Below are 16,001 nucleotides of genomic sequence, written 5' to 3' on the forward strand. Positions count from 1 at the left end.
CCAATGAAAAATAACATCCTAGCTTTTATAAAAGCTTTTTTTAAAGGATTTGGGCAGATTATGTTACAGGGTAACATTTGGACGGGTATCTTATTTATCGGAGCCATTATTTATGATTCGGCACTTATGGGCTTTGCAGGGGTTCTCGCTAACATCGTAGGCGTATTGACGGCCAAGTTGATGAAATTTGATGAGGAACATATCAATGATGGACTTTTCGGATTTAATGCTACGCTTTACGGTATTGCTTTGGTTTTCTATTTCCAGACAAACGTTTGGGTATGGGGAGCCTTAATCGTAGGATCTGCGTTGACCACCATTTTGATGGGGTTTGCATTAAAGAAGAATCTGCCGGTATTTACATTTCCTTTTATCTTAATTACCTGGATCGCATTGTATGTGTTGAGTATTCCAGAACTGGCCTTGCGGACTGTACCCGAGCATTTTGTTGATATTCAGGAAATGGATGACTTCCTAATTGAAGGCCATGCCTTTGGTCAGGTTATTTTTCAGGGTAGTTTAATTGCTGGATTGATCTTTTTCATCGGGGTTTTCCTGAGCAATCCCATGGGCGCACTTTACGGTTTCGCTGCTGTTATCATCAGTGTTTATATATCACACCATGGCCATGAATCTGTAGATATGACCAATAATGGCATTTTTAGCTTCAATGCGGTTTTGGTTGGAATTGCCCTAAGCGGCCCCCGCGTTAGAGATGGTGTATATGTTCTAATCGGAACAATTATCGCAACATATTTCGATCATTTTTTGATTCACAACGGATGGACAACATTGACTTTTCCATTTGTTTTTGCGATGTGGGCTATGCACCCTGTCAAACTTATCGATCAATGGTTGGTGAATAGGTTTTCATCAGCTGAAGGGACTTCCTAGTCCTTTTTTGTGAACTAAAATTTTATGTATGTTTAAATTTCGTTTAATAAAACTATTCCCAATAATGCTCTTATTGGGAATTCATGTAAATACGGTGTACGGACAAGTCAGTCCGCCGGGATTAGGAAAAGCAAGGACCGCATCTTGGTCGGTTTTGGGCTTGCGTAGGAAGTTAGACAGTGCTGGAACGAAGGAAGCATTGACCTATATTGGTTTGGGAACTAAAAGTACACCCGACGATTCAAATCCATTTCACAAGCAGGCTATTTGGGTGTTAAACCATGAGGTCTATCATAAATTTGCTAAAAATCAACAATATAGTTATGCGTTGAGTTATCGTCGCCAAAACGTTTACGATGAGGCTGCCCCATATCATAACGAAGGTGTTGAGCAAGAGTTTAGGTTGTATGGACGATATGCGTATACATTGACCCTTAATGATCGTTTGAAATGGAAAAATACATTAAGGCAAGAGTTCCGAAAGTTCTTTACAGCCGATTTTCAAAAGACAGAAGAGAATTTTCAATTTAGGACCCGCTTGAAGTCGCAGCTAAATTTCAAAATTTCGGCTAAAAATAAGCAGGAATTGGCGTTGAGCGCTGAAGGACTTTTTGCAATCAGCAAGCTCTACGAACCTGTTAGTACTTGGTCTAGCTTTGGCTATAAAGAGACCCGTTTGGGTTTTTATTACATGACAGATATTCCAAAGACACCTTTGCGATTGGATCTGGGTTATATGAATGACTTAATTAAAGGCTATGACAAAGTAGATTTTGGGGTTCATTATTTAGCCGTAGATTTAATCTGGAATTTACCTTACCGTAAAAAGCATTAGCCCGCCATAAACTTATGTTTCCGATAGTCACTGGGTGAATACCCAGTGATTTTTTTGAATAGCCTGGTGAAATAGGAGGGCGATTGAAATTTCAATTCAAAGGCTATACCGGCAATATCTCTCGTAGCATCCTGCAGCAGAATCTGACTATGTAAGATACTTATTTCACTAATCCATTGCTTCGGAGGTTTATTTGTCGCTTCCTTTACACATTTATTGAGGTAGTTTTCTGAAATATGCAATAAATTGGCATAGAATAACACGTTTTTATGATCGATATGAAATTTTTGTACATATTCGCGGAAACGGAAAGCAATATCGAGCTGTCGGCTCATCGGCGCCTTAGTCTCTATATCCGATTTTATCACCTTCAATAGGATACACTGCATCATGGATATGCAGACTTCCATTACGCGGCCCTCGGTAAAAAGTTCCTCTTCCAATAACATCAACATTTGCTGGATCCAATGTGCTACATGTGGTTTAAGTGTGGTAAAAGGATGGGAATTGAAAAATTTAATATCGTTTATGCCAAGCTCAATATCAGTTACAATTTCATTTTCATAAACCACGAAAAAACCTTCTACATCATCAGAGATTGCCAGCGTAGCCGTAATATTACCTTGTTTGATGTTAATGACTTGATTTTCGGTTAAGGTATAGGATGCGCTTTCGAGATGTTGGGTCAGGGACCCCTTCGTTACAAAAATGAGAAAATTAAACGTCGTACGATAGGGGATGACAGGCATCAGGATACTGCGGAGGTAATTCTCGATTCGATAGACTTGAATTTTATTCTCATTGAATAAATTGTGCTCAGAAACATCCGGTAAAAATAACTTTTTGTACTCGTAATTGTTGATGATCTTAATCGAATTTTTCATAGTTTTAAAGACAACCTACTTACCAATGAAATCAAAAAAAAGGAATAGTTGTATGTATGACAAATATACTTAAAAGTTTGCGGAAATTAGGTTAGCATCCGATGCTTTCCAATCAAGTAATTATTGTGTTAACTAAGTGAAAAAGCTTATTTAAGACAAATTGTCCTGATTCCCTTTTATAAACTCCGACGTGAAATGTTGTTGCTGTTTTTCATGGCTGAATTTCTCCCTATTATAGTACGCTGAACCACCTTTGGGTATCGATAAGGAGGTCCATTTATCATCCAAACATATTTTCCCAATATAGAGCATCTGACCGATGTGGTAGGGATAATGTGCTAGCTGCCGCAAGATCGCTTCCATGACGGTATGTCCTTGATTACGGATATAAATGATTTTAGCGAGATCTTCTTCTTCGAGGGATTCAATTGCTTGGAACAGACAGGACCATCCAGCATTCCAATAGGTAATAAGCTCATCGCGATCTACCCAACTGTTCTCAAACTCCTGGTCACGGTTTCTATTTTGTTTTTCGCCATCTGTGGTGAGAAAATCGGTCCATCGGGAAAGCATATTTCCACCTAAATGTTTAACAATTAATGCAATGCTATTGCTCGAATCATTGGGTTGCCAAAAGAGTTGTTCAGTGCTTAACTGTGCCAATGTTTTATCACCCAAAGATTTATAATATTGAAATTGCTTGATACAAGTCGCTAAAAAATTGTCCATTGCGTCGAAAGTTTGGCATTTATATGAATATTAATATACAAAAATGTCCTGAAACCGGGACCTAAAATAATTTTTTTAGCTGAAATCTGGTTTTGCTATCGATGTCATTAATTTCCTGATAAAGTTTTTTGAGGTGATAAATGTGTGAATTTATAAGGAGAAGGAGAAGGAGAAGGAGAAGGAGAAGGAGAAGGAGAAGGAGAAGGAGAAGTGTGAGCAAAAATGCTAATAAAAGCAAAGGTGATACTGGGGTATGTATCACCTTTAAGCTAACTAAACATTAAACATAAATAAACAGTCTTTTTTAAAGACCACACTAAAAATTACAATACTACTCTGCCACTTGTTGATTTGTCAACTTGGACATTTTTTGGTTGATTTTTTAACGCAATTCTTGCCGATGTAGAAACATTTCCCTGTAAGTTTTCTTTCACGCTGAGCGTAACATTTGCAGACGAATTGGCTTGTACTTGGGCATTTGTTGTCGAGAAACGGCTCATGTCAACCGATGCGGATGAATTGGTGTTCAAATTTAAATTTGAAGCGCTACCCGCAATTTCCTGCTTAGACGAACTGCTTGCCGATACTTGCAAATTTTTACTGCTGACATCTGTCGTTAACTTGCTAGAAGAGCTCGTTGAAAGGTTGATATCATCAGCAATTAATTTTTTAAGCGATATTTTTGCGGAGGAGGATACGTCTACAGAAATTTTGTTTGCCTTAATCGTTTCATCGGTATAGATCGAACTGCTGGATGATGCCGAAAAGCGTGTCGGTATCTTGCTTGAGTAAACAGTTACGCGATTGTTTCTCGCATTTCTGATTGAACTGTTTCTTTTATACTGTACATACAGTGTACCGTTTTTTACAGTCGTTTCGATAAGGGATAAATGTTCGGGATTATCTGCTTCAACAATAACCTCGTTGCGATTAGAGTGAATATAATCTACACGTAATGAAGTTGCCGATGAAATGCCATCTGGAGCAGTGATCTTACGTGTTTCGCGTTCTTGTGCCTGAGCTACATATAAAAATGAAATAAAGGCAATGGTTAAGATTCTTTTCATTATTTTTCTGTTATTAGTTTAAATTTATTTTTACTGAAAGTTTCATTTTAATTTCCCTTTTTATCGTTTCTTATGCACTTATGCATACGCTCTATCGTTAACTGCCACCTATAGTATAATAGTAATGCCAAAACTTTAAATCCGTTTAAAATACTGATTAAACACTAGTTTTGTTCCTGAGTGCTATTTTCGTTCATGCTCATTTTTGAACATCAACTGTTCGGTATCGGACAATAGTTTGTTTACCAGACTCTTCGTTTGTAGGCCGCTAACCAGAATTGATACTCTAATTGGGAAGCTGTTATAAATACTTGTCGCATCTTCTCCCGTTTTGTTGCAGTAGTTTCTGCTGCAATTTTGTCAACGTAGTTTTTCGCCTTGATAACGCCCTGTGCAAAATCCTCACCGCTATAAGTTGCTATCCATTTGGAATAGGGATTTCCCTGTGTATTTGCTGTCGATACAATGTGATCTCCGACCTCTTTATATATCCAAAAACAGGGGAGTGTTGCCGCCATAGCAACCTCAATACTCTCGAAAGCGGCTACGCTTTTAAGAAAATGAACATAATGATGGCAGGTTGGTTCGATTTTGTTGCTCTTGTCGGCAGGACTTAAACCAAATTCCCGAAAGTAATTTTCGTGTAATGCCCGTTCAACAAGTAGCGCATTGCGACCAAATTCGAAATAGTCCAATGCTTGTTGGTTATCCGTACTTTTTGCACCTATAAAGGCGAGCACACGGCCAAATTCTTCTAAATAGAAAGCATCCTGCTGCATGTAAAATTGAAATTTATCCAGGGGAAGACTACCATCACTAAGCTGAACAATAAACGGCATAGTGAGTATATCTGAATAAATTGATGTTATTGAATCCCAGGCATGATCAGTCCAGTTCATATTGAATAAGTTTAATCGGATTGTGGAAGTGATTTAATGGCCCATTTCCTTTGCCAATGATGAGGTCTTTGCTACCAGCTATTGCTGCGTGTATATAGGCCAATGCGAATTCAACCGCGCTATCGAGACCAACGCCTTGTGCCAAATGGCTCGCAATTGCTGAAGAAAGCGAACAACCGGAACCATGTGTATTTTTGCTGTTAATTTTTTGAGATTTGAATTCAATTGGTGGATTCTTGTGCTGGAACAATAGGGATGTTAATTCTTGACTTTGGAGATGCCCGCCTTTAATCAAAACGGATTGACAACCTTTCGCCAGTAGGCTATTTCCCGCTTTTTTCATCCTCTCGACATCGTCAATAACTTGGTCTACTAAAACACTTACCTCGTCTAAATTTGGTGTAATCAGCGTTGCCAAAGGAAAAAGAAGTTCAATGCAGGCCTGAATTGTATCATCGTGAATGAGCTTGTGCCCGCTGGTCGAGACCATGACTGGATCAAATACGATAGGCCCTTTATATTCTTTTAAATAGCTGCTAATAAGCTCCACAAGTTCAATATGGTGTACCATGCCTATTTTAATTGCATCGGGATAGATGTCGTCAAAAATAGCATCTAATTGGTCCTGGACGGCTGCTGTAGGAATGTCATAAATACGTCTTACACCTTGTGTGTTCTGAACGGGTAAGGCAGTTAACACATTCATGGCATAACAACCTAATGCAGATATGGTTTTGGTATCTGCTTGTATACCTGCACCACCGCTACCATCGAACCCCGCAATGCTGAGTACGCTAGGGACGCGGTATTTTTTATCTTTTGTCATTTTAATAGTTCTTTTAGTTGTGCACTGGCAGCTCTGGGATCTTGACTTTGGCATATGGCCGAAACGACTGCAATGGAGTCTGCACCGGCATTCCAGGTCTCTTCTGCTGTTTGTAAATTCATCCTTCCGATAGCGATCAATGGTTTTTCCGTCCTACTCCGAAGTTGTTTTAAACCTGCAATTCCCCATTCAGTAATCGTGTCCATTTTTGTTCTCGTAGAAAAAATGGGACTTACACCAAGGTGGTCGACGGCGTACATTTGTGGACTTTCCAGTTGTTGCATATCTTCTATGGACCAGCCTATGTTTAATTTATCGCCATATTTTTCGCGAATAGGGAGCGGCTGCAAATCATTTTGACCCACATGTACTCCCCATGCCTCGATTTGGGCAGCGATTGCTACGGCATCATTGATCACGAGCGGAATACCATAACGATCGGTCAGTTTTTTCAAACGCATGGCTTTATCCAAAAATGTAGCGGGATCGTCAGCTTTTTCGCGTAATTGAATAAGATCGACTCCACCAATGATGGCTTCTTCGGCGACATTGAGCCAATGTTGAGGATAACAGTCCCGCTCAGAAATTACCAAATATAAAGGGTAGGGAAAAAGCGGATTAATGCGCATAACATTTGATCTTGAGCTTTGATTTTAGACGTTCTGCATTGAGCTTATAGAGTTCATCATAGAGATTCAATTGCAAGGTACCCGGGCCAGCTGCTGTTTGGGCTGCGAGTTCTCCCGCCAAGCTCAAAATGGAAACGCCGGCAACAGCTGCTTCAACATATTGGTCTGTAACACCTAGAAATGCACCAATAAGTGCAGTAGCACTACAGCCAAGTCCAGTTACCTGTGTCATTAAAGGGTTGCCATTAAAGACTTCAACCCTGTATTGTTCGGAAAGAATATAGTCTACTTCTCCGGAAATACAGATAATGGAACCGGTTTGCTCTTGCAATAATTGGCCAAATCGGAGCGCATCTTTACTCGCTGTCGTGCTGTCGACTCCTTTTGTGTTCGGTTGGTTGAAATTGTACAGCGTCATGATTTCTGATGCATTTCCACGAATAACCGTTGGTTTGAGATCCAGTAGATTGGCTAATAAATCATTGCGGAATGCTGATATCCCAGCACCAACAGGATCAAGTACCCATGGCCGTCCAATGGTATTGGCATGTTCGGTAGCAACCAGCATAGCTTCGGCTGTATCTTCACTCAAAGTGCCGATATTAATAACAAGAGCTTGCGCAATATCGACAACTTCGCGTACTTCTAAAGGACTGTGTACCATTACGGGGGACGCTCCTAGGGCTAACAGTGCGTTGGCCGTATTGTTCATCACGACTAGGTTTGTGATGTTGTGTACAAGGGGTTTTTCGACCCTCAGCTGCGCTAACAAATTGATAATTGAATCTTCCATTCTTTTTACATATGCTAAGATGTACGGTGTAGCCTTGGAGGGAAGAAGAGCGATAGACTGCGCAGTAAAGGAGTATGCTGTACAGTGGATTTTTGCTTTTCCCTACGCCGGTATAAACCGAATCAGGTTCAAAGGGACTATCTCAATTCTATACAGAATACCCCCAAAGCCAGACCAAATTTAAACAAAAAAGAGGACTTTTCATATCCATCATTTTTCGATCACTTAGCTTGTTAAATTAATCGGCCGGATTTTGATCGGCACTAATTTCAATATATTCAACAGGGGTATAAGTAACCCGGGCAAAATTTTTGGTCAAAAGTTCTGTTTCTAAAATCTTTCCACCCTGAAATTTTAAAAACTTCTCGCGCCAAATCTCATTTTTACGAAAGAACTGATTGTCTATTTTAAGAAATTGATGTTCTTTTTCAACGACATGGTATGCAAAATCCAGCTCCTGATCGATCCTCAATTCGCCCTCTAAACATTTCTCTGTAAACCAGAGGTTGATCTGGAAGGTGTAAGGCGTGTTGTTGGTGAATTGATAATCACGGTAGTTATAAAATACGGTAGCCCCACTGCCGAATGGCAAAACACGACCATCGTCAGGAAAAGGATCAAAGGAGTGATGATAACGTTCGCTGACGGTGAGTGGACTATGGATAACAAGCCAATGGATGAGATTGGATATTTGACAGATTCCACCGCCAATACCCGCCCTTGCTTCACCGAAGGATAACTCCATGCCGGGCAGATACCCTTTCTTTACGGTGGGGAGCCCCACGAGTTTACAAAATGAAAAGGTTTCCTTCGGTCTGATCAGAATGCTATTGATCTGTGCTGCTGCAATTTTCAGGTTGGTCACTTTGTTGATCTGCAATTGCATATTATTTTCGCCCAGCTTTTTTAATAATACAGACTGATGCTTTTTAATACGAAAGGGAAGTTTTTCAGCTGATTTAACTTTGCTGTATTTTTTGTCGTCAAATAGCCAGACGGCTTTTCGCTGCATCCTTCTTACCCATACTGCAAAAAAATAGAGCAAGGGGTGCTGTTGACTGATCAGTTTTCTTTTTTTCAATACGATGTTTATTTATCGCTATCAAAATTAATGCAGAAATCTATCTTTTGCCGCTTTTTTTGATTTTGTCCTGTGTTTTTACTGTATAGGGGGTAGAACTTTTGTTCCATCGGGTGTATACTGGCTTTTCGCTCTATGTCTATAGCTGTTTTCTTGTTTGTACGTATTTGCCCGTGAGCTTCCCATGCCCGTTATAGTTCAGGTTTTCATACGTACAGTTTCCCAAATCTTTTACAATTGATTTTTGTTGCAATACCCCCTTGAAGTAGAATTCATCAACTGTTTCGTTGGCCCGGTAGGATCGCTTGATTTCCGCTGTGAGTTGGTCATTTTGATCGAAGGTTTGGCGTAGTATATAATCACTTGTTTTCGGATCGCTATACGCATAACGGACCCGACTTTCCCTTTGATCATTTCTGCCCGACAGCTCTTCACTCATGCGATTCTGTTTGTCATAACTGTAAATGGTCCAATCTATCCGTTGGTATAAAAAATGAATGGATTCACTTTTTACAACCTGGAGTTTGCTGTTCAAGTGGTCTATTGTCGCTGTTTGTAATGTTGGATCGTAGGAAACAATGGCGTTTGGGAGATAACGGTAAATGGTGCTGTTGCTCCATTTGCTGTTTTGAAGGTACTGTATGGAGTCGATAAGTCCGAACTGATTATAGCATCTTTTGCTGAAATAATTATTTCCGCCGGAAAGATTGTTGGATGTGAGCTCTTTGCCTTCTTCATATACAGTCGTCACAATTGCTCCAGTTTCCACCTCATTTTCATCGGAAAACTGCTGCATGACATACGTGCCGTCACATTGATTTTTACGCTGACTGTAGTAAAGAGGGAGAGCTGTATTGGCGATAATAGCCGCTGCATATTGCCTGGATGGAATAAATTGCACTTGTGCAATGGAGTCAAAGAAATGTTGGGCATTATATTGTGACGAAGGATTCTTTGACGCAACTTGTGTGCTGTTGCTTAATATGGATTTGGCTGCTGCCACATAGGTATTACTATCGTATATGATCTTGGGTTTGCCTAAGCCATCAAACAAGATCATGGCATGACGTTGTTTCAATGACAATACATCGATGGTCCATTGTTGATTTTTAACGCTAAATGTAAGTTTTTTTGCATCGGTTTTTGTGACCAGTAACTTTGTTGTGCTAAAAGGTACTTGCTTGAAAATCGCAGCAGCATTTTTTTCGTGTAAACGCATGATAAAATCAGTTGATTTATCGGACTCATTGGTTACAAACAGAACTGCCTGTGTAGGGCTAGCTATTGTTAACGATTTTACTGTTTGCGATGCTGCAATGGGACTATAAAACAGCAATATCAACAACTGAATGATAATCGGATAAATGTGCAGTTTCGCGTTATAATTCATTTGGGTCGATATTGCTGTTGCTGACTTTGCTATTTAATTTAATACTTCTTTCAAAAATAATAAGGTGTGCTCCCAGGCACGTTTGGCCATCACGGGATTATATTCCGCTGACTCGGGATTCGTAAACGTATGTCCAGAATTTGCGTAGGTAATTATTTGCCAGTCTGCTTTTCCTTCATTTAATTCCTTGACCAACCCATCGTAATCTTCTTTTGATACACTCTTATCGGCTGCAGGGTGCTCAATGAGTACTTTTGTTTTAATGGAACCATTGGGTCTATCGGCAGCTTTGGATAGGCCTCCGTGGATACTGATCACGGCATTGACGGGGAAGCCGGCTCTCGCCGCTTCTAATGCTCCTGAACCTCCAAAGCAATAGCCAATGATCGCAATTTTTGTCGGATCTGCGCCTTCTTTTTTCAGTTGTTCTAATGCGAGCTTGATGCGATGCTGATAAGCTTTATAGTCCGTCTTGTAGTGGCCTGCAATTTTCGAAGCTGCGGTGTTGTCCGCAGGAATATTTCCCTCACCGTAGATGTCGGCAATGAACGCGATGTAACCTTCTTTTTCAAGAAGCAATGCCGCTTGTTTCGCTTCGTTGTCAATTCCCTTCCACGCAGGAAGAATTAAGACAGCAGGGCCTTTTTTTGCCCTATTGGCGGTTACCATGCCGTTGAGTTTTTGTTCACCATCCTGGTAAGAAACCTGTTTTAATTGTTGGGCCTGCGTAGTCATCGTGACCATAGTAAGCATCAATAGTGTCATAACTGTTTTCATCTGTCAATAATTTGTTCCGCTCATTATTTTGTGTGATCAGAAATGAACCTAATTTGGAGTCCATCTCAACTAAATATAATTTTCAATGTACATTTTTTCCGCTGTCGTCAACCTGAAGTTACGACTTTATATATTCAATAATACCAATAACATCGAGTTGTCCGAGACCTTTGTCGTGTGCTTTCCCGTAGGTATCGAGTAATGTCTTGAGGAGGGGATATTCGGCACCGGCTTGTTGCGCCAGTCGAATATCTTTCAGCATAAGATCTAGCGCGAAAGCAGGACTGTAGTTCTCTTCCACCAGTAAAGGCGTTTTGACTTTTGTTGCGCCACTGCCACTGGCACTATCATTGATGATTTCGAGCATATCACTCCGTTGAATTCCCAGTTTATCTGAAAATAAGATCGTCTCTGCGAGACCTTGATAGATCGTTGAAAGAAAATAGTTGATCGCAAGTTTGGCGGCAATTCCCTGGCCATTTTCGCCAACATGTTTGATCGACTTGCCCATCTGCTCGAGGTATGGCCGGGCGCGATGAAGATCCTCCTGTTCACCACCGACCATAATAATCAGGGTGCCCTCTGCCGCGGGCTTGGTACTGCCGGCCACAGGTGCATCTATAAATGCGGCTCCTTTTTCTTTGAGTTTGGATGCGATAGACAGGGTGAGTTCACGGGATATGGTACTCATATCGACAAATAATTTGCCCTTGATATCTCCTTGAAGGATTTTTTCATATACTTCACTGACAGCTTCATCATTGGTGAGCATGGAGAATACAATATCAGCATGTTCGACCAATTCGGCTATACCTTCTCTGATCATTGATTGTTCTTCAAAGCCCGCTGCTTTTGCACGGTTTCTATTATAAACAGAAAGGGGGAATCCTGCTTTTTCCAGGTTTTTAGCCATGGGGTGCCCCATGTTTCCTAATCCTATAAATCCTAATTTTTCTATCTTCATCTAAAATTACATTAATAGCTCTTGAAATTTACGTCTATTAAAGATACAAATGTTTTGGTCATTCCACTAATACCCTGATTTCGTTACGAAGGAGCACTATTTTATCTTCCTGTTCCAGTTTTTTTAAAATTCGGGAGACAACTACCCGGGATGTGTTTAGGTCAGAAGCAATATCCTGATGCGTAAGGGTAAGTATTCGGTCGTTGTTCAGCTTTACTTTGGCTTTCAGATATTGGATGATTCGTTCTTCCATATTGGAAAAGGCTAGACTATCAATAGCTTGTAACATTTCGTCCATACGGCTTGAATAGCTTGATATGATGAAATTTCGCCAAGAGGGGTATTTTCCCATCCAAAGGTTGACAAGCTCATTTGGAATCATGGCAACCGTTGTTGTTTTTTCTGCGAGGGCACGAATTTCACTTTTTTTATTTCCGAGACAACAGGCTATTGACATCGTACAGGTTTGACCTTTTTCCAAATAGTAGAGCAGCAGTTCGCCTTTGTCTTCATCTTCCCGGACAATTTTTATTGCTCCATCTAGGAGAAGGGGCATCGACTTGATGTATTGATTGGTATCAATGATGAGATCCCCCTCATGAAACGTTTTGATGTGTGCGTTTTTGGCTATTGCAGTAATTAACTCTGGCTCAAGAATGCCTGTATAAGCTTGTTGGATTGACAACATACGGTATTATTTTAGTTAAAGTTAATTATTTACGGGCTTATTTTATCCCGTGGCTGTGGAAAAGAATGTTGGTGGAAAAGAATGTTGGTGGAAATAATGTGTAGAAAGACCGGTTTTTTTGTGCTGTGTGTGGCGTATCCAGCAGCTAACATATAAAATCGTGAAATTCATAAATTTTGATTTATTCAAAACAGACAAAATGTTATTCTGATTATTTTTAGTGTTTTTTTAAGAATGTGATGAATGTGTTGTATTTATTTTATTTAATCTGTTTTTTTATTGCCTCTTTGTTTTAGAAGTAGCTGTTTTTCTGTGGAAGCTTAAAACTGATTTGTTTTGTATAGCGCTAGGGTCTGATAATCCTATTGTTAAAATTAGTTAAAAAGACAATCAATTCCTAATTTTGCGCCACAAAAACAAAACAATCACATCTAACATGAAAAAGTCTTTACTTTTTTTTGCCCTCGTTTTTGCTAGTTATAGTGCCGTTCATGGTCAAACAGCAAATACTGGTTCGGTTTCAGGAGTTGTCAAAGAAGCTACTGGACAAACGGTTAAAGGAGCAACCATTAAAATTACCCACATCCCAAGTGGACAAGTTGTAAGTGGCTCAGCCGATGCCCAAGGAAAATTTCAAATTTCAAATCTTCAAGAAGGAGGCCCCTACAAAGTAGAGGTAACTTACATTGGCGAAACGCCTGTTGTTTTCGAAAACATCATGCTGAAATCGGGGGAATCGTTGAATATCAATCCAATTTTTACGGCTGGATCTTCAACAAATTTGGATGAGGTTGTTGTTGTCGGTCATGGTGTTATTGATATTGCTGCGGGAAGAAAGACGCCGATTGCCGTTTCGACGATCCGTAAACAGGATTTAGAGGAAAGGGTAGGCGCACAGGATATTACTTCAGCACTAGCTAATACCCCGTCGGTTTATATCACTGGTCAGGCAAAAGGTTTTGGTGAGTCTTCTATGACAACACGTGGTTTTGATCAGTCCAATACCGCATTTTTGTTGAACGGTCAGCCGATCAATGGTATGGACAATGGAAGTGTATATTGGTCGAATTGGTCGGGACTTACAGATATTGCTTCTTTAGTGCAGATTCAACGTGGTTTGGGATCATCTAAATTAGCGATTTCATCTGTCGGCGGTACCGTAAATTACGTGACACAATCTACCGCAATGAAAGAAGGTGGTTTTGTCCGCACTACTGTTGGTAACGATATGTTTATGAAGGCAACAGTAGGTTACAATACCGGTCTGATGAAAAACGGTTTTGCTGTTTCGGCTATGTTTACGCAATGGTCAGGTAACGGTTATATGGATCATACGGAAGGTGCTGGACAAAGTTATTTCTTGTCCGTTGGATACAAAGCAAATGAAAAGCACAACCTGAACTTCATGGTAACCGGTGCACCACAGTGGCACAACCAAGGATATACCTCAAAATTGTCTAACTATCTTGCTAATGGCAGACGTTACAACGACAATTATAAGGATGCAAATGGCGTGATGATGAATGCGCAAAAGAACTTTTATCATAAGCCGGTAGCCAACTTGAACTGGGATTGGACCATCGATGATAAATCATCTTTGTCAACTGTCGTTTATGCGTCGTTAGCTGCTGGGGGCGGTCAATCGTTAAGAAGTGATAAATACAACAAAGGCAAATATTTGGCTGCTGATGTGAACAATCATCAGTGGTTTGGTATAGTTTCCAATTATAACCGTAAGCTTTCAGAGTCCCTGAATTTTAATGTGGGTTTTGATGTGAGAGATTATAAGGGTACACATTATCGTAAATTGACAGATCCACTAGGAAATACAAATGGTGTTGTATTGGGCGGTAATGTTAATTTCCCTAATAAGCCATTGGTTACCAATACATACTCAACAAATCCTTGGAAAGCTTTCTCAAGCAAACCTGATTCGCGTGAAGATCGTTTAGCTTGGGATTACAATCAATACATCCGTTATGGCGGTCTGTTCGGTCAATTGGAATATGCGAAAAATGGCTTTACAGCGTTTTTCCAAGGATCGGTTTCCGAACAACAAAACAAACGTTCTGATTATTTTCAATACATACCAGGTAATGAGGATTCTAAAGACGTGAACAACTTTGGCTACAATACGAAGGGTGGTGTAAGTTATACATTGGGACATCATAGTGTTTTTGGTAATGCGGGGTACTATTCCCGTCAGCCTTATCAAAACAATATTTTCATGAACTTTGCAAATGATATTAATGAAAATGCTGAAAATGAAAAAATCCTTGGTTTAGAGGCTGGTTATAAATTTGCTTCTCGATTCTTGGATGTGAATGTGAATGTTTACCGCACAACTTGGGAAAACCGTGTTACGGGTAGTTCGAGTTTAGCGACGGCAGATGATGTGAAAAAATACAACCCAACAAATGATCCTGGTATTTTGGTCGAAGGTGCCTATTTATATACAACAAATTACGGTGTAAAACAGGTGCATAGAGGGGTAGAAGTTGATTTTGAGGCCCGCCCAATCGAAAAATTAAGCCTAACAGGGTTTTTATCGATAGGTGACTGGAAATACGATGGTGCAGTAAACTCTGTTATACGTAACGATAACCGCGTCGAATTGGGACGTTCTCAGGTTAACTTAACCGGTGAACATGTTGGTAACGCAGCGCAAACTTCTTATGGATTTGGTGCTAAATATAAAGTGTTTAAGGGTTTGTCTGTTGACGCAAACTACAGATATTATGAGCGTTTGTATGCATCGAATTATCGTAGAGAAGTAATAGATGGCCAAACTTATGGACGTTATATGAAATTACCGTCTTTTAATCTTTTGGATGCCGGTCTTTCTTACAATGTCAAAGTAAGTGACAAGAACAGCATGAGTTTCCGTGTTAACATGAACAATGTGTTGAATAAGTTCTATATTTCGGAAGCTACTTCGAGTAACTTGGTGACAGATGTGAACAATACTTGGAATGGTATTGATACTGCCAATTTTGTTTTGATCGGACAGGGTAGAACTTGGAATGCATCTGTGAAATTTACATTCTAATAAGATTTACGTCGAATACAAAAGGTCCACAATTATTTTGTGGGCCTTTTTTTGTTTTTTAATAAAAACTTAATAATTTTAGGTGATCTAATTGTCAACCTGATGTTGCATAAATTAATTTGTCTGGAAAATTTACAGATCGGTACTGTCCATTTTTCTGCTTTTGTTGTTAATTTGGATGGTGGAAATACAGGCTTTGCTTTATTTATTAACCAAGAAAATGACCCAATCTTTATTTTTCGAAAAGAAAAGAAAAATGAGGTATCTTTCCATGTAAATGAAGAGCAATTCTTTTGGATTGTAAAAAACAGCCAGTTTACACCAGGAGAACGTCAAGACTTTTTTGCTGAATTTGTTGAATTCCTGCGTTTGATGGAAGAGAAGGTTTCCAATTATGTTTTCAAAAAGGAAAAATTAATCAAATTTACAAATTCGAGGGATATTGTCCGCTATAAATACTTATACCTGACAGGTGAAATTAGTTGATAAGAATACC

The 16,001-nt window shown here is 39.7% G+C and carries 16 protein-coding genes and 1 riboswitch; of the genes, 4 read left to right on the forward strand and 12 right to left on the reverse strand.

All coding sequences use genetic code 11. The features are described from left to right. Positions 1-3 precede the first annotated feature (3 nt). The gene (locus BGP15_RS01815; RefSeq protein ID WP_286768558.1) at positions 4-894 is read left to right on the forward strand and encodes an urea transporter; all 891 of its coding nucleotides are present in this window, start codon (positions 4-6) and stop codon (positions 892-894) included. A 28-nt stretch (positions 895-922) separates the two neighbouring features. Then, positions 923-1,729 carry a porin family protein gene (locus BGP15_RS01820; RefSeq protein ID WP_083296038.1) on the forward strand — a complete coding sequence of 269 codons (807 nt, stop codon included), beginning with the start codon at positions 923-925 and terminating at the stop codon, positions 1,727-1,729. Here BGP15_RS01820 and BGP15_RS01825 read toward each other — a convergent pair. From BGP15_RS01825 to BGP15_RS01880, 12 genes are all read right to left on the reverse strand, one after another. Then, positions 1,726-2,613: a helix-turn-helix domain-containing protein gene (locus BGP15_RS01825; RefSeq protein ID WP_159333066.1), complete on the reverse strand. Its 888-nt coding sequence runs from the start codon at positions 2,611-2,613 to the stop codon at positions 1,726-1,728. The genes BGP15_RS01820 and BGP15_RS01825 overlap by 4 nt on opposite strands. Before the next feature lie 150 nt (positions 2,614-2,763). Continuing rightward, positions 2,764-3,342 (reverse strand): DUF1572 family protein, encoded by a 579-nt coding sequence (locus BGP15_RS01830; RefSeq protein WP_286768559.1) that lies wholly within the window; start codon positions 3,340-3,342, stop codon positions 2,764-2,766. A 323-nt stretch (positions 3,343-3,665) separates the two neighbouring features. Continuing rightward, a complete protein-coding gene (locus BGP15_RS01835) occupies positions 3,666-4,409 on the reverse strand; it encodes a GIN domain-containing protein (RefSeq protein WP_159333064.1) in 744 nt (247 codons plus the stop codon). Between the two features lie 242 nt (positions 4,410-4,651). Continuing rightward, positions 4,652-5,308 carry a thiaminase II gene (tenA, locus tag BGP15_RS01840; protein WP_070567862.1) on the reverse strand — a complete coding sequence of 219 codons (657 nt, stop codon included), beginning with the start codon at positions 5,306-5,308 and terminating at the stop codon, positions 4,652-4,654. After that, positions 5,295-6,134, reverse strand: coding sequence for a bifunctional hydroxymethylpyrimidine kinase/phosphomethylpyrimidine kinase (gene thiD / locus BGP15_RS01845; protein WP_286768560.1), 840 nt, complete (start codon positions 6,132-6,134; stop codon positions 5,295-5,297). The genes tenA and thiD overlap by 14 nt, the downstream gene beginning before the upstream one ends. Continuing rightward, on the reverse strand, positions 6,131-6,763 hold the full coding sequence (gene thiE, locus BGP15_RS01850; protein WP_286768561.1) for a thiamine phosphate synthase: 633 nt from the start codon (positions 6,761-6,763) through the stop codon (positions 6,131-6,133). The genes thiD and thiE overlap by 4 nt, the downstream gene beginning before the upstream one ends. Next, positions 6,753-7,556, reverse strand: a complete 804-nt coding sequence (gene thiM / locus BGP15_RS01855) for a hydroxyethylthiazole kinase (RefSeq protein WP_286753736.1) — start codon at positions 7,554-7,556, stop codon at positions 6,753-6,755. The genes thiE and thiM overlap by 11 nt, the downstream gene beginning before the upstream one ends. A gap of 82 nt (positions 7,557-7,638) precedes the next feature. After that, positions 7,639-7,731: riboswitch (TPP riboswitch) on the reverse strand. 63 nt (positions 7,732-7,794) lie between these two features. Next, positions 7,795-8,637: a VanW family protein gene (locus tag BGP15_RS01860; RefSeq protein WP_236560236.1), complete on the reverse strand. Its 843-nt coding sequence runs from the start codon at positions 8,635-8,637 to the stop codon at positions 7,795-7,797. A gap of 139 nt (positions 8,638-8,776) precedes the next feature. After that, a complete protein-coding gene (locus tag BGP15_RS01865; RefSeq protein ID WP_286768562.1) occupies positions 8,777-10,027 on the reverse strand; it encodes a hypothetical protein in 1,251 nt (416 codons plus the stop codon). Between the two features lie 33 nt (positions 10,028-10,060). After that, on the reverse strand, positions 10,061-10,804 hold the full coding sequence (locus BGP15_RS01870) for a dienelactone hydrolase family protein (protein ID WP_286768563.1): 744 nt from the start codon (positions 10,802-10,804) through the stop codon (positions 10,061-10,063). 118 nt (positions 10,805-10,922) lie between these two features. After that, positions 10,923-11,768 carry an NAD(P)-dependent oxidoreductase gene (locus tag BGP15_RS01875; RefSeq protein ID WP_286768564.1) on the reverse strand — a complete coding sequence of 282 codons (846 nt, stop codon included), beginning with the start codon at positions 11,766-11,768 and terminating at the stop codon, positions 10,923-10,925. 58 nt (positions 11,769-11,826) lie between these two features. Beyond that, positions 11,827-12,456: a Crp/Fnr family transcriptional regulator gene (locus BGP15_RS01880; protein WP_070567849.1), complete on the reverse strand. Its 630-nt coding sequence runs from the start codon at positions 12,454-12,456 to the stop codon at positions 11,827-11,829. 436 nt (positions 12,457-12,892) lie between these two features. Here BGP15_RS01880 and BGP15_RS01885 point away from each other — a divergent pair, with 436 nt between their 5' ends. Then, a complete protein-coding gene (locus tag BGP15_RS01885; protein ID WP_286768565.1) occupies positions 12,893-15,505 on the forward strand; it encodes a TonB-dependent receptor in 2,613 nt (870 codons plus the stop codon). A gap of 102 nt (positions 15,506-15,607) precedes the next feature. Continuing rightward, positions 15,608-15,991 carry a hypothetical protein gene (locus BGP15_RS01890; RefSeq protein ID WP_088162243.1) on the forward strand — a complete coding sequence of 128 codons (384 nt, stop codon included), beginning with the start codon at positions 15,608-15,610 and terminating at the stop codon, positions 15,989-15,991. Positions 15,992-16,001: the final 10 nt, after the last annotated feature.

The sequence above is a fragment of the Sphingobacterium sp. 40-24 genome, assembly GCF_001899705.1.
Taxonomy (GTDB): domain Bacteria; phylum Bacteroidota; class Bacteroidia; order Sphingobacteriales; family Sphingobacteriaceae; genus Sphingobacterium; species Sphingobacterium multivorum.